Genomic DNA, 23784 nt, shown 5'->3' on the forward strand with positions numbered 1-23784 from the left:
GATTACCACACCGTCACCTCGAGTCGGCAGGCCGGCTCACAGTCGCCCGGATCGGCCGACGTGTCGTCGACCGTTACGATCCGGGCGGAACTCGCCGCCGGCTGGCCGTCGTAGGGCTCACCGCCGGAGAGTGCGGTCGCATTGACTGGCTCGCCCTCGAGCGTTTCGATCGAGACGTTGACCGAGTCGAAGATCACGTCTTCGCTCGACCGGAGTGCCAGTGTATCGGTCAGGTTCTCCCCGGTGTACTCGGCCTCGAAGACCGCTCGATCCAGTTCGTTCGAGCCGTTCACACTCTCGGTATCGTGGACGATCTGATTCGCGATTCGTTCGGCCTGCGCCGTTTCCGAACCGCCGACGGCCGAATCGTACGGCGTGAGGATCGACGGTAGAAACGAGAAGACGAACGCGACGGCGAGGATGAACACGCCGATCCCGATCACGAAGTCCTGAGCGGTCTGACCGCGGTCGCGGCTACCGCCGTCTGGGTCGCCGACCCCCAGCTCGAGTGAGATCGTCCGGTCGCGTCGATCGCGATTCCCTGCCCCGGACATATCAGGCCACCATCGTCCAGCCTATCAGCGCGATCGTCGAGAGCAAGATCACGTACTTCAGGCCACTCAGAATGTCTGCGTCACGCATATAGCCACAGATGAATCCGGAGAGGATCCCTTGCAACGTGATCGCGTGGAAAAACAGCGTCGACAGCATGTCGACCTGGATGTTGGCGGCCATGTCCGCGTCCCCGAGTGCACCGCCAGCGCCCGCGTCGTCGACGCCTTCCGTGTCACCCGGCTCGAGGCCCGCCATCGTGTCGATGAACTGCGTCTGGAGGATCGCGATCACCGCCAGGACGGTCAGGAAGGTCATGATGATGATCACGACCTGCATCCGGGTGCGGGACTTGCGTTCGCGCTCGATGTCGTCGTGGTTTTCACTCGCGCGGGCGGCCGTCCGGAGCACGTCAGAGATTTCGTTCGACGCCTCCTGTGCTTCCGTGATCAGCCGCGTCGTCCGGGCGAGCCGTGGGATGTGGTACTTGTTGTTGAACTCGATGAGCGCCTCCTTCAGACTCGTCCCGTAGTTGACCTTGGTGTGCATCTCCTCGAACTCGCGAGCTAACTTGCCGGTCGTCGTCTCCGCGACGGCCTGCAGGGACTCGAGTAGCGTCAACCCGGTGTCGTTCGCACTCGAGAGTTTCCGCAGGTCCTCGGAGAGCTGGCTGATGACGGCGTTTCGGTGCCTGACGTTCCACTCTCGGAAGATCGACAGCGGAATGGCGATGATGTAAAGCGGCGCGTAGAGGTAGATGAACGTTCCCCAGACGGGGTTGTCGATCATCGCTCCCCACGAGGTGGGTGCCGAGCCGATCATGATCGCCGTTGCCACCAGTACCAGCGACGCGGGGACCGTCAACGCCAGCGTGTACAGCGGGTTGTCCCGGAAGAAAATGTGGGGGCGTCGCAAGACCGACATCGTCTCGTGGGTTCCCTCCCGGCTCTTGATCCGATCGAAGACGCTGTGCTCGCCAGTGAACTCCTCGACGAGCCCGAGGTCTAAGACGCCACCGCCCTGGGACTCCTGAACGCGGTGGTCGCTGTCGTCCATCGCGAGGTAGCCGTCGCCGGGCTCGTCGTGTTTCACCGTCGAGACGAGCACGAGGAAGCCAATCCCCAGCAGCGGGATGAGCGCGTACACCGTCATGTACAGCATCTCGTTGGTCACGTCCGCCTGCGGGATCATCTGCATCACGACCATGATGATGATCAACAGCAACGGAAACAGCGACAGCGTCATGTACATCTCGCCGAACAGCTCGAGCGTCTCGAGGGTGAGCTCCTGTTCCTGTTTGGCCGTGCGCATGTGGAGTTCCTTCTTGTCCTCGAGGAAGTGTTGCATGTCACCGCCGCTGTTGATGATCGAAAGCATGTCGGTGAGAAACTGCGAGAGTTCGTCACTCGGCGTCTCGAGGGCCTGCTTGCGGACGGCCGTCCGGTAGTCGACGTCGAAGTACTCTGTCTCTTTGACGATCGACTGGAACTCCATCGCGACCTCGCCGTAGGTGTCGTCGGCCTCGGCCATCGCCTCGATGATCTCGAGCTGGTTCAGCCCGCCCACCGAGAGGGCGTACATGAACGACACCGAGTCGGTCAGCAGCATGTTGATCTCGCGTTTGCGCGCCGACGCCCGCGAGTACGGGATGGCGACGAGCGAGCCAAAGCCGAGACCGAACCCGATCGATCCCAGAACGAGGCCGATCACGAGGATCAACGCCGGAATCCGGAGCAGTTCGATGATCGCGAGCACCGTCTCGTTGCCCACCGGAATGCCGATGATGTGGTCGATCTGGATCAGCCCGGTGCCGAACAGACCGTACCCGAGCAAGATCCCCAGCAGCCACAGCGCGAGCCCGCTGATGAAGCCGACGCCGAGGGCTCGAGAGAGGTAGAGTTCGACGGTGTCGGTCATCCGGGCCTGGGCGAGTTTGGTTTCGACGTCGGCGACGAACTCGCTGTCTTCGCTGAAGAGTCGGTCGTACAGTGGGTAGAAGTACTCACCGAGTCGATCGGAGCCTGCTGATACCTCTCCTGCACCCGGCGCGTCGTCTGTCTGCAGGCTCATGCGTCTCGGTCCTCCGCAGCGTCAGCCGGCGACCCGGTCTCTGCCGCCGATTCGGTTTCCTGATCGTCCGTAGTGATCCCGTTGTCCCCGTCGTCTGAATTGGCGTCCCCCGCGAGACTGTCACCGAAGACCGACGGCGACCTCGACCTGTCGGTCGAGTCGCCAGCGGCGTCGAACAGCGAACCGTCGTCGCCGTCGGTGTCGTCGACCGCGTCGGGGTCGTCACCGAAGGGCGCACCTGCTCCGGACCCGAAGATCGAATCGCTCTCGTTCGGGTCGGTGGATTCCGCCGGCGTCTCCGACTCGGCGGTGGGTGCTGGCGACGAGTCAGCGTCGGTTTCGGGCTGGGCCGGTGTCGGTTCCTCACCGTCGGCTGGTTCGGCACGGTCGCCGCTGGTCGATTCGTCCCGGCCGACTGGCTCGCCGTCCGGTTTCTCGTCGGCATCGGCGTCTCCCCCGGCCGTTGAGTGGTCGCGTTCGTCACCTGCGTCGGCGGCCACTCGAGTGGCGTCGGTCGATTCGTCCTCGACCCCGTGGTCGGCCGCTGTCTCGTTCGGTTCAGGGCTGGTCCCTTGCGTTCCGTCGAGAGCAGTGGCAGGCGAGCCAGTCGATTCGACGTCTGGGGGGGACTCGGCCGTCGTCTCGGGAGTTTCACCGGACGGATCGACGTCGCCGGTGGTAGATCCACCGGCGTCGTCTCCGCCGTCCTCGCGGTCGGCGCGGTCTTCGTCCGAACTGGACGGCAACTCGAGTCTTCCTTCCGGAAACATCGAGCTGCTGTCCGTCGGTGCGGCGGTGCCGGCGCCACGGTCGCCCCAGCTCGTTCCGGCTGTCTCGGAGCTGCGGCCGTCGTCGATCTGTTCGAGGGTCTCGCCCATGTCGTCGAAGAGCGTGTCGAGCTCTTCGGCGTCAGCTTCGATCGAGTCGGCCGTCCGCTCGTCGTCTCTGGCAACCGGCAACTCGGAATCGGTACCCTCGGCAGCGCCGACCTCGCTTGCGCTCGCCGGTTCGGTGTCCGTTCCTGGCAATGCCGAAGGCGCCTCGCCGTCCTCGAGTGCCTCCGTCTCGTCGTCTGCGTCGCCCTCGAGTGACGCGTCGGCGGTGTCGAACCCGCCGTCGTCGGTCAACCAGGCTGGCTGCTCGCCTGCGTCGCCGCCGGCGAGCGGGCTCGAGTCGTCGACCTCCCAGCTCTCGTTGCCGAACGTGTCCTCGAACTCGACCGTTTCGCCCTCGAGGTCGCTGGGTTCCGACCCGGCGGGTGACGGATCGTCCATCGACGGTGCAGACTGGACGCCGCCGAGGGCGCTCGCGAGGCCACTGGGAACCTGCCCGCGGTACTCTTCGAACAGCGACTCTTCGGCTCGCTCGAGGATGTCCGTCGAGAGGTTGTAGGTCTCGTCGGTCGCGTCGGGACGCGGGACGAGTTCTTCCTTCTCGGGATCGACGTCGATCAGGACGCTCTCCATCTCCCGGAGGTCCTCGAGACTGTCCTCGAGGTGCCCGTTCGCGATGAGCGTGAGGATCGTATCGGGATCGTTGATGAACGCCTGTACCGTGGCGGCGACCTCGGCGTAGGTGTTGAGCCCGTTCTTGATGAGATAGGCGAGGATGACCTGCCGCTTGAACAGCTCCGTCTCGAGTTTCTCGCGGGACCAGCCCCGGTCGAAGCGGATCTCTTCCAGGGTGTTGGAGTCGCCCATCTTGAGGAACTCGTCGGTCTCTGCTTGCCACTGGTAGACGTCCTGAACGTTGATCTCGTCGTGTTCGGCCTCGTAGTGGTTGATCTCGGTCAGGGACTTGTTCCGCCGGACCTTCCGTCCCTGCACCCGGGTCTGGGTCTGGATCGAGACCAGATCCAGCGCGGTGAACATCGTCTTCGAGACGTTGATCGGGTCCGTCGTAAACCGCTTCAGGACCTCGTCGACGGAGTCAGCGTGGAAGGTGGTGTAGGTAGTGTGGCCGGTCGACATGACCTGGAAGAGGGTCCGACCCTCCTCACCACGGATCTCACCCATCACGATGTAGTCGGGGCGCTGCCGGAGCGCGGCCTCGAGCAAGTCGAACTCGTCGACGTCGCCCTGTTCGTCGTCGGAGAACGAGGGTCGGGTGACGCTGGCGATCCAGTTTCGCTGGGGGAGTTCGACCTCGCGGGTGTCCTCGATGGAGACGATTTTCGCGCTGCTCGGGATAAACAGCGAGACCGCGTTCAGCGAGGTCGTCTTCCCGGACGCAGTACCGCCGGCGAAGATCAGGCTCTTGTGGTTCTCGATGGCGAGCCAGAGGAACGCCATCTCCTCGAGCGAGAAGGTGTTCCAGTTGATGAGGTCGATCGGGGTGAAGGGGACGTCCTTGAACTGACGGATGGTGTAGTTGGTCCCGTGGTCGGATACCTCTTTTCCGAGTGTCAGTTGTGCACGCGAGCCGTCGGGGAGGGTCGCGTCGACCTGCGGGAGTCGCTTGCTGATCCCCTTGCCGGATCGCTGGGCGAGTTTGACGACGAAGTCGTCGAGTTCCTCTTTGCCGTGGTAGATGTTCGAGATGATCTGCTCGTACTCGGAGTGGTAGACGAAGACGGGCGAGTTGTACCCGTCACAGGAGATGTCCTCGACGTTGATGTCGTGTTTGATGCCGTCGATTCGCTCGTATCCGATGAAATCGCGCTTGAGCAGGTACAGGAGTTTCTCGACCTGATACTCGTTCAGCGTGCTCGGATCCTCTGCGAGGATGACCGGTTCGGGTCGAACCGAGATCCCCTCGAGTTCGGTGTTGCCGCCGCTGCCCTCTTCTGGGACCGCCGGCCTGGCTTCGTCACTCGAGTCTGCGCTCGCGGGTAAGTTCTCGGTCGCGTCCGAATCGTTTCCGTCTCCATCGCCGCCGCCGTCACTCGAGAACAGCGACTTGATCGAGTCGAGCAGTCCCGATCCGGAGCCGTTTCCAGAGCCGGAGTCGTCGCCCGGTCCCGACGAGTCCCCCGACCGCGTCGGCGTCGCTCTCGAACGGAGACCCCCGCCCGGCTTTTCGAAGAGATCGTAGCGTTTGAGCAGCCGTCTGGTCTCGGTTTCGATGACGGATTTTCGTCCGTCCTCGGTGTTGTTCTCGGAGATGCTCTCGTCAGAGTACTTGATCGCCGTTCGCAGTTTGCCCGAGAGGAACTCCTTGAGTTCGGTCTCGATTTCGTTTAAGTGCGGCTCGATCACGTAGTACTTCTTCTCGTTTTCCTTCTCCGAGTGGAAGATGACGACGTACGTGTAGGGTTTGTTCACCCAGTAGCGCTCGACCTCCCGGAAGTGGGTCTTCTTCTCGAGCGGGACGGCCTTCTCCAGGTCGTACCGGTTGGCGACGGTGGTCGTGTCGTCCGTATTCGAGAAGAACGCATCTTCGTCGATGTCTTCCTGGACCGACACCGTCCGTTGCTCGAGAACGTCGTCGAGTGCCATCGCAGCGTCGCCGGCGGCAGAGAGCCGCGCCTCGAGGTCGTCCGGGTCGAAGCCGAGTGCCTCCGCTTCGTCGTGCCGGACGATCTCACCGCTTTTGTTTCGTGGGCGGCTCCCGTCGTCGTCGTAGTAGTACTCCCACTTGTAGTGTTCCCAGGTCCAGACGTCCTTGGTGACCGGCGTCGTCTCCGGGTCGACGTACTCGAGAAAGCGCTCCTCGAGGACGTCCCGGTTGTCGCCAGCCAGCGCCAGGACCCATTCTTCGAGGTCGTCGGGGTGGAAACCGAGGTAGGCTTCCGGGTCGAACGAGACGGCGTCCCAGTCGTCGCCGCGAGGAACCGTCGGCTCCGCTCTCTCGTCCGTGTCGAGCCCCAGCTGTGCCTCGGGTCCGGTTCCCGACGGGTATAGCGACGCCACCTCGTCGCCGTACCCGTGTTCGTCCATGAAGTCCGCCCACGTATAGTCGCCGACGCGGGCGGGATCGTCGCCCGCGCCGGCGGTGCCCTCGCGATCGTCGTCCGACGCGCCGTCGGATGCGTCGCCAGTGGAAAAGTCCCCGGCATCCGACTGGTCGGCCTCGTCAATAGCCATTGGATTCAACCAGACCCCCTCCCTTCAAAAAATTCAGGTGCCGATTATCAGACCTGATACCCTCACCGGTCAATTACCCCGTCCGTATCGCCGTAATTTCAGTGTCTCCGACACGTCCGACGGAGAATGCCCATCGGTTATTACTCACTCGCTGACAGTTCTATCCGGATCGCGTGGAACGTATTTTTGCCGGCAGAAGCGTAATATTTGCGTCGGCTCGCCCGGCCTCGGACCCCCGACGGCGAGACGGCGGCGAGGGTGAGGTTCACGGAAACGAGACGGCTATGGGCCACGCTTATCCCGGCGAAGCGCTTTCGGCCCCCATGGACGGCCTCCAGGATCGGACGCAACTGTTCCAGTTGCTGGTCGACGGCGTCGAAGAGTACGCCATCTTTACGCTCGATGCGGACGGTTGCGTTCAGACGTGGAACCTCGGTGCCGAACGGATCAAAGGGTACGAGGCCGACGACATTCTCGGCGAACACGTTTCCACGTTCTATACAGAGGCCGCAATCACTGCAGGCGTTCCAGAAACCAACCTCGCCGAGGCCACCACTCGCGGGGCTATCGAAGACGAAGGGTGGCGCGTTCGTGCCGACGGTTCCCGGTTCTGGGCGTCCGTCTCGATCACGGCGATCAGGGACGAGACGGACGACCTCGTGGGTTTTGCGAAGATCACCCGCGACATGACCGATCGACGGCGATACGAGCGGCAACTCCAGCAGCAGGCAGCGCGTCTCGAGCGCCACCGGGATCGCCTCGAGCAGGAACTGGACGAGGTATACGAGCGGATTTCCGACGGCTTCTACGCGGTCGACGACGAGTTCAGGATTCAGTATCTGAACGACCGGGCGATGAACGTACTGGGGATCGACGAGACTGCGATCGGCGAGCCGTTCTTCTCGGTGGTCGTGACCACCGAATCCTTCGAGGCCGCGATGCGAGAGGCAGTCGAGACGAACGACGTCGTCACGATGGAAGATTACTACGACCCGGTCGACAGGTGGTTCGACAACGCCATCTATCCGTCCAAGACGGGGCTATCGGTCTACTTCCGGGAGATAACCGACCAGAAACGACGCGAACGCGAACTCGAGCAGTACCGGCAGGTCGTCGAAACCGTCGACGACGGCATCTACGTCCTCGATGACGATCGCCGATTCGTGATGGTCAACGAGGGGTTCGCCGCCACGACGGGGTACGACCGGGAGGACCTCATCGGCGAGCGTGCCGAGACCGTCTTCGGCGACGAGTTCGTCGATATCGCGAACGAGTACCAGGACGCCCTCGAGTCCGGCGATCAGGACGTCGCCGTGCTGGAGGAGGCGCTCTACCGTGCCGACGGGACGACGATCACCGTCGAGAGTCGATTCGCCCGCTACGAGTTCGACGACCAAACGACGGGACGGGTCGGCGTCACCAGAGACGTCTCCGAGCGCCGTCGGCGAGAACGACAGCAGCGGATCGTCGCCGAACTCGGCCAGTTCGCCCTCGAGTCCGACGACGTCGACGAACTGATGGGCGAACTGACCGCCAAGCTGTCGGAGGGCCTCGACGTCGAGGGCTGTATCGCGTTCGAGTTCGACGGTCGCTCGAGACTCACCTGCCGTGAGCAGGTCGGCTGGGATGACGTCCTCGCTCCGACGGAATCGATCGACGCAACGGCGCTTTCGGTAGACAGGATCCTCGAGACCGAGCGCCCCGTCGTCGAGGACGTCGAGTCTACATCGGCGCCGAGACGCCCCGCCCTCCTGGAACGCCGCGGTATCAGGAGCGGGATTACTACCGTCATCGGATCGCCCGAGGACCCGTGGGGCGTTCTGGGGGGCTACGACTCGAGACAGCGATCGTTCACCGCTCAGGACGTCACCTTCGTCCAGAGCGTGGCGAACGTCCTCGCGGAAGCCATCGAGCGCCAGCAGTACCAGCGGCGACTCGAGGACCTCGTCGACGACCTAGAGGAGTCCAACGAGCGGTTAGAGCAGTTCGCATACGTCGCTTCACACGACCTGCAGGAACCGCTCCGGATGGTCTCGAGTTACCTGCAACTCGTCGAAGATCGCTACGGGGACGCGCTAGACGAGGACGGCGAAGAGTTCATCGCGTTCGCGACCGACGGCGCAGATCGAATGCGCGAGATGATCGACGGCCTGCTCGAATACTCCCGGGTCCAGACACAGGGCCAGCCGCTCGAGCCGGTCGCCCTGAACGACGTGGTCGAGACGGTCCGCCGGGACTTGCAGGTCTCGATCGACGAACACGAGGCCGAGATCGTCGTCGAGGACCTTCCACGAGTCGTGGGCGACACGGCTCAGCTCCGCCAGCTCTTCTTGAACCTCCTCGAGAACGCGATCGCCTACAGCGGGGACGAACCCCCGCGTGTTCACGTGTCAGCCGAACGTGATCGGACCCGTAGCGGCGACGAGTGGGTCGTCTCGGTCCGCGACGAGGGTGTCGGGATCGATCCCGATCATGCCGATCGGATCTTCGACGTCTTCGAGCGACTCGTCAGCCACGACGAGCACCCGGGGACGGGCATCGGCCTCGCCCTCTGTAAACGCGTCGTCGAACGCCACGGCGGTGAGATCTGGGTCGAATCGGAACCCGGCGAGGGATCGACGTTCTCGTTTACCCTGTCCGCTGTCGACGAGGCGTAACTCGAGGTACCCACGGTGGACTCCCGTCATCACCCACGTTCATGGTCTCCCGGCGCGACGCGTCGGTCATGACAGACCTGTTCGACCTCGAGGGACGGGTCGCCCTCGTCACGGGGGGCGGCCGCGGCATCGGCCGAGCGATCGCCGTCGAACTCGCCGCTGCGGGGGCGACCGTCGTCCCGGTCGCGCGCTCGAGTGACGAAGTGACCGCAGTCGCCGAGACGATCGACGCCGACGGTGGGGAGGCGATGGCGATGACGGCCGACGTAACCGACGAGTCGGCGGTCGACGACCTGATCGAGGAGACGGTCGACACCTTCGGCGGCCTGGACGTCGTCGTGAACAACGCCGGGATCAACCCCGCGTCGGCTCTCGGACGCCCGGAGACCGTCTCCCGGGACGGACTCGAGTCGGTGCTCGAAGTCAACCTCGAGGGTGCGTTCTCGGTGACGGCCGCCGCGGCCGACGCGCTGAAAGCGAGTGACGACGGCGCGGTCGTCAACGTCGCCAGCGTCGGCGGCGTCGTCGGCCTGCCGCGTCAGCACCCCTACGTCGCCTCCAAGCACGGTCTCGTCGGCCTCACGAAGAGTATCGCCCTCGACTGGGCACCCGACGTCCGCGTCAACGCCGTCGCACCGGGGTACGTCTCGACGGCCCTCACCGAGGAACTCGAGCGAGACGACGACCTCCGACGATCGATCCTCGAGCGCACGCCGCTCGAGCGGTTCGCCGATCCCGAGGCCATCGCCGGTCCGGTCGTCTTCCTCGCGAGCGACGCCGCGAGGTTCGTCACCGGGACCTGCCTGACCGTCGACGGCGGGTGGACGGCCCGATAGCGGTCGATCTGGACGGTATCGTCGTTCAGACCAGTCGTGAACGCCGCGTTCACGGTGGGTGAGGACGCGAGCGTCGGTACCAGCCTCCACCGTTGCTGTCGCCATCCAAATATATTAGGGATCAGGAACTTCTTCGTTCACGAACAATCAGTGATGTTGGACGAGTGATGAGCATTCGGAGACAAAATACCATGAATAACCATAGGAATCGCGGTGAAATAATCCCGATGTACAAAGTCGATCTGGAACACCACATCGACCAATCGACGAGCCATACGGTGGTCAGCAGTGTCGCGTCCCTTGCCGACACGGAACCGGACCAGCTCGAGCCCCTGTGGTACAGCGTGAATCCGGAAGCGCTGGATTCGTTCGTCGCTCACGCTACCGACGCGGGGACGTCGTGCCGGGTCGCGTTCCAGTACGAGGGCTACGACATCGAAATCGTTGGGGACGGGTCGCTTCGAATCGCGCCAATCGAAGACCGATCGACGAGACGCGTGTAGTCACATCCTCCCGCCACAGCCACGTTCTTTCGTATCATCTCGTCCCTTCCTGACAGCACTGACTAGAGTGGGTATTTACACTATCTCGAAAGTATAAAATATACAGTGACAATTTGGAACCGAGTCGTTCACGGCGAGCCTCTGGGGTGGGGACATGCGTCGCTGTATTTCGTCACTGCACTGGTCTCGTTCTGTCTGTACGGCTACTCGCTTTTCTTTACCACTGGCGGAACCGTCGTCGCGCTCTTTTTCGGGGCTGCATTCGGCCTGATGGGGGCAGCCGAAACGCCGGCGACGACGCGACGGGTCGCAGGAATACTGCGAGTTGCTGCACTCGGAATCTGGCTGTTGCTGCTCGCACTGACGCTGACCGATCCAGCACTGCTCTGGGGTACCTAACAGGAAGACGGCCGCGTTACGGACGCTCCTCGAGGACGACCCGATCACCGGGTTCGACCGCAGACGCCCGACCGGCCGGCAACTCGAGGATGAGGTCCGCCTTCGCGCGGGCGAGTCCCAGCCAGGGGCGGAGCCGTTCGACGCGTTCGACGACGCCGTCGGTGACCCAGATCACGTCCAGCGGGACGAAGACGAACAGCATGTGGACGTCGCGCGTGGACGCCGAGTCGAAGGGAAACGCCAGCGCGTAGTCGTCGGGGAGCGACCGCCTGAACATCAGACCGCGGGTCTGGCTGACGAGCGTGTCGGCGACCTCGACCTCGCTGGCCAGTACCGAACCGTCGCTCGACCCCGCCGCCGGATGGTGAACCACGCGCACGACCTCGAGTCGGCAGCGAGACGACAAAAGTGTTCTCGCCTTCTCTCCCCGTCGCGTGACCGATCCGGGCGATACGTTCAAACCGACGCGTTCGCAACGGCCCCACGAGCACATGGAAAAGACGCCACGGGGTACGTCGGTGGGGGTCGACGACCCGTACGCGTTCGTAGGCATCTGTGACCACCTCACGAGCGAGGGGCGCTGCCGGTACGCCTACGATCACTACGGCCACGACCCCGAGTTCGCCCGCGAGCGTGCGATGGACGACTACCAGTGTCCGATCGTCGATCCGGAATCGGACCAGGACCTCGCGTCCGGTCCCCGCGCACCTCCGCTCGAGTCCGGGCCCCCCGAAGACGTCGACGCCGAGACTCCGGACGACAGCATGAACTCCAGCGAGACACCACACTGGGGCGATTGCCCGCACTTTCGCTGTCGGAATCGCGACCGCGAGTGTGTCCGCTGTGGTCTCGAAGAAAAGCGCATCGCCCACGACGACGAGCGCCCGCTGCTCGAGGAACACCATCTATCCTACGCACGCGACGGCGAGACGCTCTCTCACGAGATCACCGTCTACCTCTGCCGCTGGTGTCACGCGAAGGTGCACAACTCCTGGGCGCGGATCACCGACGACGCCGTGCCAGACCCGGAGGCGATCGCCGAACTCGAGGGTCGGCGGAGCCGCGAGCACGACGAACTGGGGTTCGAGTCGGCCGCAGAGCGGTTCGAGACGGGTGCGGATCGTGAACGGCGTCAGTGAGAACGGCGAGCGCCGTGACGCCTACTCGAGAATGTCGCCGATGCGCCGGGGTTCGCCCTGCAGATTGGGCTGTTCGGCAACGATCTTCAGCACTTCGTGATCGGTCACGTCGTAGTAGGACTTCTCCGTAGCTTCCTCGATGAGGTCGCGCTCGAGGCGGAACTCGGTGCCTTCGTAGACGACGTCGACGCCCTCCTCGTCGAAAGCGAGCGTGGTCATGTTCGAAGATACGTGCCGGCCCGGTAAAAGGAGGCCGAAAGGGCTCGAGCGCCGCTCGTGTACCGACCGTCCACGGTTCTCGTGACCAACCCACATTGTGTGTCACACTCATCCCGAATGTGCCGGTGGCTCGAGCTGTCGTCGTAGGAGTGGGAGATATTTTCCGCTATCGGCGACGGAATCGACAACCGTTAACTGTGCGAGGTGCCACCTGTCGAACGAATGCCGACCGAGCTGTGGAGACGGACCACGGGCGTGGTCCAGGCGCGCTGGAACTCCCTCGAGCGGGACTGGCAGAGCGTCGCCATCGGTGCGATGATCGTCGTCTCCGTCGGACTGTTCGACCTGCAGATCCCGTGGTGATCCCGTGGCGGCGCGTCGATACCTGCCGGGCCTCGCGATCCTCGTTTTCGGTGCAATGGTGGCCCGTGCCATCGAGGGACTGGGCGGTCCCAACCACCTGCTCGTCGCGATCGGCCTCGGGTTCGTCCTCGCGAACACAGTCGACCTCCCAGAGTCGCTCGAGCCGGGAATCGCTACGCACAAGCTCTGGCTCGGGGCAGGGATCGTCCTGCTGGGCGCGTCGCTGTCGGTCGACTCGATGCTCGCCGTTGGCGCGCCGGTGCTGGCGATCGTCGTCGGCGTCACCGCGGTGACGCTGCTGGTCGTCGAGGCGCTCGCGCGGAACGTTTTCGGACTGGCCGACCGCCTCTCGTCGGTGCTCGCTGCCGGTGCGAGCATCTGTGGCGTCTCGGCGGTCGTCGCCGTCGCCGGGACGATCCGGGCTCGAGAGGAGCAGGTCGCCTACGCCGCGGCCACGGTCTTGCTGTTCGACGCGATCACGATCGTGGTCTTTCCGATCGTCGGCGATCTGCTCGACCTCTCGGGGGTCGTCTTCGGGATCTGGGCCGGTGTCAGCATGTTTTCGACCGGGCCGGTCGTGGCGGTGGGGTTCGCCCACTCTGAGGTGGCCGGCCAGTGGGCGACGACAACGAAACTCGCGCGCAACGCCTTGATCGGCGTCGTCGTCCTCGCGTATGCGAGCTACTACGCACGCGGGGAACCCGGCGGCCAGCAGGGCGGTCGACGGTCGCTCGTCCTGCTCTGGCGGTCGTTCCCCAAGTTCGTCCTCGGTTTTCTGGCGCTCGCTGCGCTCTCGTCGCTGGGGGTCTTCACGGCCGGCCAGCAGGCGTCGATCGAGAACGCCTACGGCTGGCTGTTCCTGCTCGCGTTCGTCGGCCTCGGCACCGAGATCAAACTCGCCGACCTTCGCCAGACCGGGTCGACGCCGGCGATCGTCGTTCTCGTGGCGCTGCTCGTGGCAAGCACCCTCTCGCTGGCGGCGCTCACCGTGGTCCTGTGACGTCCCAGTCGACGAACGAAGCCTCGGTCCGCACAGACCGGGTGTAAGACGCACGCCGGTACCGGTAGCATTCTCCGCATCACCTTCAACCGACCGTGGAGCGGGTAATCACGGCTATTTTCCCCCTCTCCGATGGCGTAACCAATCTCATTTCAGTGGAATCCGTCGTCGCAGGCCAGTGCCGACGATATCTCCCAGCGGCGACAACCGGCCACGCTGGGCTGCTGGCGGGTTCGAGCGGTGACTGCGTGTCTCTTCGCCAGGAGTGGGTGAGGATTTCTCACACGCCGTGGAGAGTTTTGCGACATTCGCGTTGAACGCCCCAGATTTGCTGGCTCAGAAGCTGATACAAGTAGATAGCCAACAAGGGGTAGTATGACGCAGAACTACTCTCGACGTTCTGTGGTACAGCTCGCAGGTGCCGGCTCAGCGCTCGCGCTTGCCGGCTGTACCAGCTCTAACGGCGGCTCGAGCAGTGCCGTCCGTATCTCTGGCGGCGTCGGCCCGCTCCCGATGGTGGAGGTCTGGGCAGACATTTACAGCGACGAGACGGACACGACGTTCGACATCTCCGGCGGCGGCACCGGCGTCGGCGTCTCGGACCTCTTCAACGAGCAGGTCGACATTGCGATGATGGGCCGCGATCCGTACGACGAAGAGGTAGAGCAGGGGCTGTTCGCCGTGCCGATGCTCATCGACACCGTCGTCGGGACGATCAACGAGAACAACCCCGTCTTCGACGAGATCCAGGAGAACGGCCTCACCCGCGAAGACCTCGAGGCGGTCTTCACGAAAGAGATCACGAACTGGGGCGACCTCGTGGACGCCGACGTCGACGAGGAGATTACCGTCTACGGCCGCTCTGACTCCTCGGCGGCGTACGAACAGTGGGGCGACTTCCTCGGTGGGGAAGACGACGCCTGGGCCGAGAGCGAACTCGAGAACCTCGCCGATGCCAACCACAACGGCGACCAGGCGGTCGCCGAAGCTATCGGCCGGGAACCGAACGCTATCTCGCTGAACAACATCAACTACGTCTACGCGCTCGACAGCGGCGAACTCGAGAGCCCCGTCCGCCCCATCCCGCTCGATCAGGACGGTGACGGTCTCTCCGACGAGGAGGACTTCTACGACACCCGCGACGAGTTCCTCGCCGCAGTCGAGGAGGGTCGATACCCGGCTCCGCCAGCCCGCGAGATGTTCCTCGCCGCGAACGGCGGATTCGAGGACGAGGCCTACGACTTCGTCGAGTGGGTCCTCTCTGACGGACAGGAGTACGTCCGAGACAACGGCTACGTGCCACTCGAGGAGGACCGCCTCGAGGAGGCCCAGAACAATCTGGCCGGGGAGGCGTGACCTGATCGATGTCGGCTTCGACGGAATCGGGGGATGGAACCGACGGTGCGACGGCGAGCGACGAGCGCATCGGCCGTCGGCTGCTCACCGAGCGGGTGAGCAGCCTCTGGCTAACCGGTGCCGGCTACTTCGCTATCGCGCTGTTCGTCCTCATCGTCCTGACGCTGGTTTACCAGTCGCTTCCGCTGCTCTCTGAGTACTCGGTAGTCCAGATGCTGACCTCCTCGAACTGGAGCCCACAGCAAAACGAGTTCGGATTCCTCCCGGCGATCGTCGGGACGATCTACGTGACGATCCTCTCGATGCTGATGGGCGCGCCGATCGCGATCCTCGCGGCGATCTACATCGCCGAGTTCGCCGAGGGCCGGACGAAGACGATCGTCTCGTCGTTCATCGACGTACTTGCGGCCATCCCGAGTGTCATCTTCGGGCTGGTCGCGCTGATCGTCGTCGTTCCGCTGGTCGGTGACTATATCGCACCGGCGGTGGGCTCCGGTGCGACCGGCCTCGGCATCTTCACCGTTTCGCTCGTGATGGCGATCGTCGTCACGCCGTTCATCATCTCCCTGTCGGTCGAATCGCTCGAGGCGCTGCCGGACGAACTCCGGGAGACGTCGCTGGGTGTCGGCGCGACCCAGTGGGAGACGATCCGGATCGTCCTGCTCCGTGCAGCGGGGCCGGGAATCTTCTCGGCGATCCTGCTCGGGTTCGGTCGCGTCTTCGGGGCGACGATCGTCCCGGCGATGCTGATCGGCGGACAGACCCAGATTCCCGACTCGCTGTTCGCGACCGGCCAGACCCTGCCGACGTTGATCGTCAACGACTTCGGTGAGTTGATGTCCGTACCGATTCGCCAGTCGGCGCTGATCTTCGTCGGCCTCGCGCTCGTGATCGTCGTCTGGCTGTTCAACTTCGGCGCGATGCTCCTTCGCAAGCGACTCCAGCAGAGGTGGCAGTACCAGTGATCGACCGCCACGCCAGACAGCGACTGTTCGGCTATCTCGCACGGGGTGCCGCGGCGCTCGTCGTCGCCGTGATGGTACTGGTCGTCGCCGTGACGATCTACCGCGGTGGTCGGGTGTTTATCACCGATCCCGCGATCATGATCACGCCGCCCGGCTCGCGATACATGCTCGAGGGCGACGGTGGCTTCCTCCACGCCGTCCTCGGCAGCATCTTCATCGTCGGGCCGGCGACGGTCGTCTCGATGACGCTCGCGGTCTCGACGGCGATCTACCTCCAGAGTGACTACTCGAGCGAACGCTTTTCCGACGCGGTGAACATGTTCCTCAACGTCCTCTGGGCGACGCCGCCGATCGTCTACGGTGTGTTCGTGCTGACGATCATCATCGCGGTCGGCGCGCGGACGAGCCTGTTCTTCGGGATCGTCGCCATCGCGATCTTCCAGTACCCGATCATGACGCGCTATACGGACGAGGCGCTTCGATCCGCCCCCGATGCGGTGAAGGAAGCGACCTACGGTCTGGGCGCGACGCGGTTCGAGACCGCGCTGATGACCGTCCGCGCGGCGCTACCGGGCGTCATCGCCGGGGTCATCATGGGATTCGCCCGCGGAATCGGCGACGCCGCGACCGTGCTGTTCACCAGCGGCCGGAGTACGAACATGCCTGCAGGACCGTTCGAGCCGGCGACGACCCTGCCGGTACTCATCTTCGATCAGGCGATGTCGTTCAACGCCGAGGTCCGATCGCACGCCTACGCGGCGGCGTTCGTCCTCATCGTGGTCGTCCTCGGCCTGATCGTCGTCTCGAAACTGCTCGCCGGACGCTACGCCAGGTACACGCCAGGAGGGAGACACTCATGACGAACGCTGCACTCACCACCGACGAACTCGCCGTAACGTACACCGGAAACAGAAACGTAGAGGCCGTAAACGGCGTCAGCCTCGAGTTCAACGAAAACGAACTGACCGCCATCATCGGCCCCTCGGGCTGTGGGAAGTCGACGCTGTTGAAGTCGCTCAATCGACTCCACGAGATCCAGCCGAACGTCGAAATCGACGGTGACGTCAGGCTCGACGGCCAGTCGATCTACGACACCGACGAGCCCGTGCCGGAGATTCGTCGGCGTATCGGCTACGTCCCACAGGAACCGACGGCGCTGCCGCTGACGATCTACGAGAACGTCGCCTACGGGCTGCGGATCACCGGCGACTACGACTCGAAAGCGGACCTCGACGACCGCGTCGAACGTTACCTCCGGACGGTCAACCTCTGGGACGAGGTCGCAGACAGACTCGACGAGCCGGGTGCGGAACTCTCCCGTGGCCAGATCCAGCGGCTTTGCCTCGCACGCTCGCTGGCCGTCGAACCCGAGGTACTGCTCTGTGACGAGGTGACCTCTGCGCTCGACCCCATCTCGGCCGACCGCGTCGAGGAGACCCTCGAGTCGCTCAACGAAGAGTACACGATCGTCATGGTCACTCACAGCATGGACCAGGCCAGACGGCTTGCCGACCGCGTCGCGTTCCTCTACCTCGGTGACCTCGTCGAGGTCGACGAGACGGAGTCGTTCTTCGAGAACCCGAGTGACGAACGGACGAAACGATTCGTCGCGGGACACACCGCCGTCGCCAGCGCAGACGACGCGACCCCTGCCGACGATCCAACCCGCGAGGGCGAACGGTCGGTCGTAAACCCGGTCGAACGGTGATCAGACCGGCCGAACGACGGTAACTGCTTTCACAGGATCGAACGTTCAGTCGTCGCCCGTGGAAACGAGATCACCGCCGCCAGCCACCGCGGACGCGTCCGCGCGCGTCTCGAATCGTGCCAGCTGTGACTGCAGATCGGCCGCCTGCTCGGAGAGCGATTCGGAGCTGGTCGCGATCTGCTGGATTGCACTCGCCTGTTCTTCGGAGGCTGCAGAGACGTTCTGTGCTTCCTGGGCTGCCTGATCGCTGACGGCTGCGACGTCGTCGACGGTCTTTGCGACTTCCTGGGCGGAGGCCGCCTGATCGCTGGTCGCGTCGTCGATCGTCTGGATCCCCGAGTTCGTCTCCTCGATCCGATCGACGATCTGTTCGAGCGTCTCGACGGTTTCGTCGATCGTCTCTCGGCCTTCGACGACGCCGGATTGCATCTCCTCGAGGTCGGCCGCGACGGACTCGGTCGACGTTTCGACGGCGTCGATGAGACCTTCGACTTCGGTGGTCGCTTCGGCAGTTTCCTCGGCGAGGGATTTGACCTCGCTCGCGACGACGGCGAAGCCGTCACCGTTTGCGTTCGCGGTGGCAGCCTCGATCGAGGCGTTGATCGCGAGCAGGTTCGTCTCGTCGGCGATGTCGTCGATCAACTCGACGACGTCGCTGATCCGCTCGACTTCTTCCCGGAGCGCCGCCATCTCCTCGACCGTCTCCGTCGCTTTCGACTCGATCGCGTCCATCGTCTGGATGGCGTCGTCGGCTTGCTCCGTCCCGTGCTGGCCCATCCGCTCGGCCTGGGCCGACTGGTCGGCGACGGTTTCGGACATCGACGTGATCTCCTCGATCGTCGCCGAGAGGTCGCTCATTTCAGTCGCCGCCGTCGCGAGCTGTTCGTTCTGTCGGTCGGCACCCGCCGAAATCTCCTCTGTGCTCTCGGCGACTGCCGTACTCGAGTCTTCGATCTCCCGGGTTGCGACGGTCATCTCGGCGCTCTCTGCCTCGACCTCGCTGGCCAGCGCCTGGACGTCGACCACCATGGTCTCGAGGTCTGTGAGCATCTGGTTCAACGACTCGCCGATCTCGGTCATCGCCTGACTCTCACTCGCCGTGTCGAGTCGACGCGTCAGATCGCCGTCGGCGACGGCCTCGATCGTCTCGCGATAGTCGGCTGCTTTCTCCTCGAGGTGGCGACTCAACGTTTCCGCCTCGGCTTTGGCCTGCTGGGCTTCGGCCTGGGCGGTTTCGGCTGCCTCCTTCGACTCCCGTGCCCGCTCGCGTTCGCGTTCTGCTTCCTCGGCTCGCTGCTCGACCTCGTCGAGCTGTTCGCGCAACGTGTCCCGGATCCGCTCGAACAGCCCCGACAGCTGGCCGAACTCGTCGGTTCGGGACTGGTCGATCTCTACTTCGAGGTTGCCGCGTTCGATCTCCTCGGCGTACTCGGTAACGTTACCGAGTGAGTTGTTGACGTCTCTCGAAACCAGTCCCCCGACGAGGACGAAGCCGACGACGGTAATCGCGAGCAACAGAACGATGCTCTGTCGAACGTCGTCGAGGGTGCCGTACACCGTCGATTCAGGTGCGAGAACGGTCACAGCCCAGTCGAGTTCCTCGGTCGGGACGGTCGCGACGACGACCGACTCCTCCTCGACCAGGTCGTGCTTGATCGTCGCCGCGTCCATCCGGGGTTCGTCCAGTTCGTCCTCGAGTTCCGGGAGTTCGTCGAGCACTCGATACTGCTCGAGCAAGCTGTCCGTATCCGGTGAGGTGGTCAACTTGCCGGTCTCGGTCGAGTAAATCTCCATGGCGCCGCCGTCGACGGGCGCTTCCAGCAATTGACCGCGCTCGGTGATGTCGGTCGTGATGACGACCACGTGGCTCTCCTGGCCGTCGACGGGACTGGCGAACCCGATGAGGTTCTCGTCGCCGAGTTCGTAGGGTTCGAACGCTCGAGCGTCATCTGCACCATCGAATTCATCAGGGTCGACAGCCCACGTCTGGACCTCGGAATCGATCTCTTCGCCCTCGCGTGCGGTGTCCGTGCTGAGTTCGATGACTCCCGCCTCGAGGTCGACGTAGTGGACCGCATTCGTCGTCTCAGACGCGTGCTCGAAATAGTTCTCGAACTCGGCCCGCATCGCGTCTTCGTCACCCTCGGCCACGCTTCTCGAGGCTGACATCCGTGCGGCCTCGTCATTTCGGCCCGCGAGCAGGCTATCGATCTCGGCCGCCTCGGCCTCCGCGGCGGACTGAAGCGTCTCCTCGGTTTCGTCCTCGACGCTCGCCTGCACGTCACCGAGTGTTACGTATCCTACGCCCAGCAGGACGAGCGTGACCACCAGAAATGCGACACCGATCTTGAATATGTACCGGCTTCGGAATCCCGCGGTGAGCCTCCCCACGAGAGACTCCCCCGTCGTCTCCGACTGTGCCCTTTTCATGATGGGAACTCCCGTAGTTTTTTCTTAGTTCTACTGGCCAGAGAATAGGAAGAAAGATAATAGCATTTCCGAGAGCGGTGCCATCCGATGGGCACCCTGATCCGTCGGTCCGCGCGAGGTCGTACTCGTTTGCCCGGTCGCTCGAGCGCGGTGACAGAACGTACTTGGTGGTGTACTCGCTACGGGGCGGTATGAGCGATGGTGAATTCGAGGGATACGGTGGACGATACGTCCCGGAGATGCTCGAGGACCCACTCGAGGAACTGGCTGATGCTTACGACGAGGTCGCGGCGACCGAGGAGTTCCAGACTGAACTGCGCGCCCTGCTCGAGGGCTATGCCGGTCGGCCGACGCCGCTCTATTACGCCGAAAACCTGAGCGAGCGCTACGGTACCGAGATCTACCTCAAGCGCGAGGACCTCCTCCACGGCGGCGCACACAAGATCAACAACGCGCTCGGTCAGGCCCTGCTGGCCAAACAGTCGGGCCGCGATCGACTGATCGCCGAAACTGGTGCCGGTCAGCACGGCACGGCGACCGCGATGGTCGGCGCGCTCATGGGCCTCGAAACGGAGATCTACATGGGCGCGAAAGACGTCGCCCGCCAGGAGATGAACGTCTTCCGGATGCGCCTGATGGGTGCCGAGGTCAACGAGGTCACTCGCGGCGATCAGGGCCTCGCCGACGCCGTCGACGCCGCACTCGAGGACTTCGCGAAGAACGTCGAGGACACCCACTACCTCGTCGGGAGCGTCGTCGGCCCGGACCCGTTCCCGCGGATGGTCCGTGACTTCCAGTCGGTCATCGGGCAGGAAGCACGCGAGCAGATCCGGGACGCGACGGGCGACCTTCCAGACGCCGCGGTCGCCTGCGTCGGCGGCGGCTCGAACGCCATCGGCCTCTTCCACGCCTTCCGCGACGACGACGTCGACTTCTTCGGTGCCGAAGGCGGCGGGAAGGGTGCCGACTCGAGCGAACACGCAGCCCCCCTGGCGGCAGGGAAAGACGAGGTCATCCACGGGATGAAAACGCGCGTGATCGACGACGACGTCTCCGTCCACTCCGTCTCCGCCGGACTGGACTATCCCGGTGTCGGTCCCGAACACGCCATGTTCCGCGCTGTCGGCCGCTGTGAGTACACCGGCGTCACCGACGAGGCCGCGCTGGCCGCGTTCCGCGAACTCGCAGAGACCGAAGGGATCGTTCCCGCCCTCGAGTCGAGTCACGCCATCGCTCGCGCGATCCAGCTCGCCGAGGACGGCGACCACGAGACGATCCTCGTGAACCTCTCGGGACGGGGCGACAAGGACATGGAGACTGCCGCAGAGAAGTTCGATTACTGAACGCGAGCAGGTCCGTCAGTCCGTTTTCTCGCGCACCTCCTCGGCGAGCGTCGCCGCCCGGTCGTCGTCGAGCCCACGTCGAGGGAGCGACAGCGACACCTCGTCGTCCGTAAACCGGGGCACGAGGTGAACGTGAGCGTGGTCGATAGTCCCGACGAGCGGGCCGGTGGTGTGGAAGACGCTGAACCCGTCCGCCTCGAGCGTCGACTCGAGAGCCCGTGCGACGGTCTGAACGGTTTCGAAGACGGCGAGCCCAGTTTCGCCCGCTGCGGTCAGGACGCCGACCTCGTGGGTTTTCGGGACGATCAGGCTGTGGCCCCGGACAGCCGGCTGGTGATCGAGGAAGGCGATCGTCTGCTCGTCTTCGTAGAGGACGTGAGCGGGCCGCTCGCCGCCAGCGATCTCACAAAAGTTACACTCGTCGGCCATGTTGGTTTTCTGGACCGAATCACTATATATCCTCTCACGGCCGCCGAACGCATCGGTCCCGGATTGCACCTGTGGTCCTGTCAGAACAGCCCCGCCGACTCCTGGACCGATCGGTAGATCGTCAGGTAGCGGTCACGAACGGTCGCCTCGTCGTAGTCGGCGAATCGGTCGTCGAAGTCGCGCTGTTCTAGCTGGCCGGCGTCGACGATCGCGTCGGCGAGTTCCTCTGCACTCGTCGTCCGGAATCCCCGGTCCCAGCCCTCGACGAGTTCGTGAGCACTCGAGTCGGTGTGATACTCGACGATGCCCACGCAGCCGGCGGTCAGTGCCCACAGCATCTCGGTTGGAAAGACGCAGTGTTCGGCCGTCTGGACGAAGACGCGCGCGCCCCGGTAGGTGGCGATGCGGTCTTCGAGCGAGCAGTCGCCGGCGAAGGTGACCCGGTCGTCGATCCGCAGGTCGCTCGCGAGGCGTTCGTAGGCGTCCCGCTCGGGCCCGTCGCCGATCACGGTCGCGCTCCAGTCGCGGTCGCGGAGTTCCGCGAGCGCGAGAAACAGGCTCTCGAGGTTGGCGTCTTCGTCGAGGTCGCGGGCGTACACCACGTCGACCGGGTCACCGGGGTCGACCGATCGAATGCGAGCGACGTCGATGGGGTTGGGGACGACGTCGACGTCGTCGCCGTCGGCACCGAGTTCCCGGACCCACGTCCCCACGAGTTCCGATGGGGTGACGATCCGGTCGGCCCACTTCGCCGCCCGTCGGCTCCACCAGTCGTTCGGGACGCCGCCAGCACCGTACCACTCGAGGACCGTCGGCACGCGGGCCAGCGTCGTCCCCGACCGCGCGGCGAGTACCTGTTTGGCGGGATCGGCGCTCAGGTGGACGACGTCGGCGTTCGTCCGTGCGAGTTCGGTCGGCAACTTCGCGAGGAATTTGCCCTGGGACTCGAGGTCGGGGGCCAGTCCGTGGTAGGTAATGCCGTCGCGTTCGAACGTCGGCAGGTCGCCCTCCCAGAACCGCGCGCAGTAAACGTCGATCTCGTGGTCCTGATCCTGGAGTAGCTGGAGGATCCGGTGCAGTCGCCGGTTCGTCTCGGCGTCACGGTGATAGACCGTTTCGAACGAGACGACGGCGATCTCCATATCGACACGGGACGAAGCGGTAGCTTAAAAATCATCTCCATTCTGAACGCGTCGACGGCGTTTTACACGACCGGACGGTGCTGGACAGTGTCAACCACCGATAGAGTGGTTTATATTCTAACACGTATAGTTCCGTACTAACTGATGGCGAACGCGCTTCTCGAGTCGGTTCGAGACGACGATGGGTGGACGTTTCTCGACGGCCGAAGAGCGGAGCTGGGCTGGCTGCTCGCACTTCTCCCGCTGTACGGCCTGTGGATCACCGTCCGGGTCGGGCTGCCGCGACTCGAGGACTGGTGGGTCGTGCTCGTGCTGGGATGTGTGCTCGGGACGCTGTGGACCACTACGCGTCGAGACGCGATCGTCGATCGACTACCGTCGATGCCGGTCGCCCTCCCGGGAGTGTTCTCTATCGTCTCGTTCGTCGCCGGCGTGTTCGGGAACCCGCTGTTCGAGGCCGTGCTGACGGCAGACCCGTTCGTCGTCTTCGCTCTCTCCTGTGGCGGAACGGTCGTCCTCGTGTACCTCACCCGACTACTGTCGCCGTTTCATCCCGGCCTCGCCGACTCGACCCGCGGCCTCGAGTCCCCGCCACCGCTCGGGATCGACGACTGACGGGACCTGCGCTAGCTGACTGCCCCGTCGATG

21 protein-coding genes are annotated in these 23784 nt (G+C 64.2%); 13 read left to right on the forward strand and 8 right to left on the reverse strand.

Features of this window, described 5'->3' with window-relative positions; translation table 11 throughout:
• Nucleotides 1-2 precede the first annotated feature (2 nt).
• Genes B1756_RS03285 through B1756_RS03295 form a run of 3 tightly spaced genes read right to left on the reverse strand, consistent with a single transcriptional unit; the run spans nucleotide 3 to nucleotide 6647 of the window.
• Nucleotides 3-554, reverse strand: a complete 552-nt coding sequence (locus tag B1756_RS03285) for a DUF7287 family protein (protein ID WP_186336495.1) — start codon at nucleotides 552-554, stop codon at nucleotides 3-5.
• Between the two features lies 1 nt (nucleotide 555).
• Nucleotides 556-2622 (reverse strand): type II secretion system F family protein, encoded by a 2067-nt coding sequence (locus B1756_RS03290; protein WP_086887259.1) that lies wholly within the window; start codon nucleotides 2620-2622, stop codon nucleotides 556-558.
• Complete coding sequence (locus tag B1756_RS03295) at nucleotides 2619-6647, reverse strand: ATPase, T2SS/T4P/T4SS family (protein WP_086887260.1); 4029 nt, start codon at nucleotides 6645-6647, stop codon at nucleotides 2619-2621. The genes B1756_RS03290 and B1756_RS03295 overlap by 4 nt, the downstream gene beginning before the upstream one ends.
• A 323-nt stretch (nucleotides 6648-6970) precedes the next feature.
• Between B1756_RS03295 and B1756_RS03300 the strand changes: the two genes are divergently transcribed.
• The 4 genes from B1756_RS03300 (at nucleotide 6971) to B1756_RS03315 (ending at nucleotide 11042) form a co-directional block, all read left to right on the forward strand.
• On the forward strand, nucleotides 6971-9304 hold the full coding sequence (locus B1756_RS03300) for a PAS domain-containing sensor histidine kinase (RefSeq protein ID WP_161493138.1): 2334 nt from the start codon (nucleotides 6971-6973) through the stop codon (nucleotides 9302-9304).
• Between the two features lie 68 nt (nucleotides 9305-9372).
• The gene (locus B1756_RS03305; protein ID WP_086890022.1) at nucleotides 9373-10140 is read left to right on the forward strand and encodes an SDR family NAD(P)-dependent oxidoreductase; all 768 of its coding nucleotides are present in this window, start codon (nucleotides 9373-9375) and stop codon (nucleotides 10138-10140) included.
• 227 nt (nucleotides 10141-10367) lie between these two features.
• Complete coding sequence (locus B1756_RS03310) at nucleotides 10368-10643, forward strand: HalOD1 output domain-containing protein (RefSeq protein ID WP_228434449.1); 276 nt, start codon at nucleotides 10368-10370, stop codon at nucleotides 10641-10643.
• A gap of 105 nt (nucleotides 10644-10748) precedes the next feature.
• Nucleotides 10749-11042 (forward strand): DUF8011 family protein, encoded by a 294-nt coding sequence (locus B1756_RS03315; RefSeq protein WP_086887263.1) that lies wholly within the window; start codon nucleotides 10749-10751, stop codon nucleotides 11040-11042.
• Nucleotides 11043-11058: 16 nt separating this feature from the next.
• Here B1756_RS03315 and B1756_RS03320 read toward each other — a convergent pair whose 3' ends face one another.
• Nucleotides 11059-11421 carry a DUF192 domain-containing protein gene (locus B1756_RS03320; protein WP_086887264.1) on the reverse strand — a complete coding sequence of 121 codons (363 nt, stop codon included), beginning with the start codon at nucleotides 11419-11421 and terminating at the stop codon, nucleotides 11059-11061.
• A 112-nt stretch (nucleotides 11422-11533) separates the two neighbouring features.
• Between B1756_RS03320 and B1756_RS03325 the strand changes: the two genes are divergently transcribed.
• On the forward strand, nucleotides 11534-12181 hold the full coding sequence (locus B1756_RS03325) for a DUF7097 family protein (protein ID WP_086890023.1): 648 nt from the start codon (nucleotides 11534-11536) through the stop codon (nucleotides 12179-12181).
• Between the two features lie 21 nt (nucleotides 12182-12202).
• Here the strand turns inward: B1756_RS03325 and B1756_RS03330 are convergent, their stop codons facing one another.
• The gene (locus tag B1756_RS03330; protein WP_086887265.1) at nucleotides 12203-12400 is read right to left on the reverse strand and encodes a DUF5800 family protein; all 198 of its coding nucleotides are present in this window, start codon (nucleotides 12398-12400) and stop codon (nucleotides 12203-12205) included.
• Between the two features lie 222 nt (nucleotides 12401-12622).
• Between B1756_RS03330 and B1756_RS19535 the strand changes: the two genes are divergently transcribed.
• From B1756_RS19535 to B1756_RS03355, 6 genes are all read left to right on the forward strand, one after another.
• Nucleotides 12623-12763 carry a hypothetical protein gene (locus B1756_RS19535; RefSeq protein ID WP_186336497.1) on the forward strand — a complete coding sequence of 47 codons (141 nt, stop codon included), beginning with the start codon at nucleotides 12623-12625 and terminating at the stop codon, nucleotides 12761-12763.
• A 4-nt stretch (nucleotides 12764-12767) separates the two neighbouring features.
• The gene (locus tag B1756_RS03335) at nucleotides 12768-13763 is read left to right on the forward strand and encodes a YeiH family protein (protein ID WP_086887266.1); all 996 of its coding nucleotides are present in this window, start codon (nucleotides 12768-12770) and stop codon (nucleotides 13761-13763) included.
• Between the two features lie 375 nt (nucleotides 13764-14138).
• Complete coding sequence (locus tag B1756_RS03340) at nucleotides 14139-15119, forward strand: PstS family phosphate ABC transporter substrate-binding protein (RefSeq protein WP_086887267.1); 981 nt, start codon at nucleotides 14139-14141, stop codon at nucleotides 15117-15119.
• An 8-nt stretch (nucleotides 15120-15127) separates the two neighbouring features.
• Nucleotides 15128-16084: a phosphate ABC transporter permease subunit PstC gene (gene pstC, locus B1756_RS03345; RefSeq protein ID WP_086887268.1), complete on the forward strand. Its 957-nt coding sequence runs from the start codon at nucleotides 15128-15130 to the stop codon at nucleotides 16082-16084.
• Nucleotides 16084-16944, forward strand: coding sequence for a PstA family ABC transporter permease (locus tag B1756_RS03350; protein ID WP_086890024.1), 861 nt, complete (start codon nucleotides 16084-16086; stop codon nucleotides 16942-16944). The genes pstC and B1756_RS03350 overlap by 1 nt, the downstream gene beginning before the upstream one ends.
• Complete coding sequence (locus B1756_RS03355; RefSeq protein WP_086887269.1) at nucleotides 16941-17792, forward strand: phosphate ABC transporter ATP-binding protein; 852 nt, start codon at nucleotides 16941-16943, stop codon at nucleotides 17790-17792. The genes B1756_RS03350 and B1756_RS03355 overlap by 4 nt, the downstream gene beginning before the upstream one ends.
• Nucleotides 17793-17837: 45 nt before the next feature.
• On the opposite strand, the gene B1756_RS03360 is transcribed toward B1756_RS03355, so the two are convergent.
• Nucleotides 17838-20120 carry a methyl-accepting chemotaxis protein gene (locus tag B1756_RS03360; RefSeq protein WP_228434450.1) on the reverse strand — a complete coding sequence of 761 codons (2283 nt, stop codon included), beginning with the start codon at nucleotides 20118-20120 and terminating at the stop codon, nucleotides 17838-17840.
• Nucleotides 20121-20413: 293 nt separating this feature from the next.
• On the opposite strand from B1756_RS03360, the gene trpB reads away from it, so the two are divergent.
• Nucleotides 20414-21565 (forward strand): tryptophan synthase subunit beta, encoded by a 1152-nt coding sequence (gene trpB, locus B1756_RS03365; RefSeq protein ID WP_086887271.1) that lies wholly within the window; start codon nucleotides 20414-20416, stop codon nucleotides 21563-21565.
• A 15-nt stretch (nucleotides 21566-21580) separates the two neighbouring features.
• Here trpB and B1756_RS03370 read toward each other — a convergent pair whose 3' ends face one another.
• A complete protein-coding gene (locus B1756_RS03370; protein WP_086887272.1) occupies nucleotides 21581-21994 on the reverse strand; it encodes an HIT family protein in 414 nt (137 codons plus the stop codon).
• An 80-nt stretch (nucleotides 21995-22074) separates the two neighbouring features.
• Nucleotides 22075-23136, reverse strand: coding sequence for a glycosyltransferase family 4 protein (locus B1756_RS03375; RefSeq protein WP_086887273.1), 1062 nt, complete (start codon nucleotides 23134-23136; stop codon nucleotides 22075-22077).
• A 144-nt stretch (nucleotides 23137-23280) separates the two neighbouring features.
• Between B1756_RS03375 and B1756_RS03380 the strand changes: the two genes are divergently transcribed.
• Nucleotides 23281-23751 (forward strand): hypothetical protein, encoded by a 471-nt coding sequence (locus tag B1756_RS03380; protein ID WP_086887274.1) that lies wholly within the window; start codon nucleotides 23281-23283, stop codon nucleotides 23749-23751.
• Nucleotides 23752-23784 lie beyond the last annotated feature (33 nt).

The sequence above is a fragment of the Natrarchaeobaculum aegyptiacum genome (genome assembly GCF_002156705.1).
Classification (GTDB): Archaea; Halobacteriota; Halobacteria; order Halobacteriales; family Natrialbaceae; genus Natrarchaeobaculum; species Natrarchaeobaculum aegyptiacum.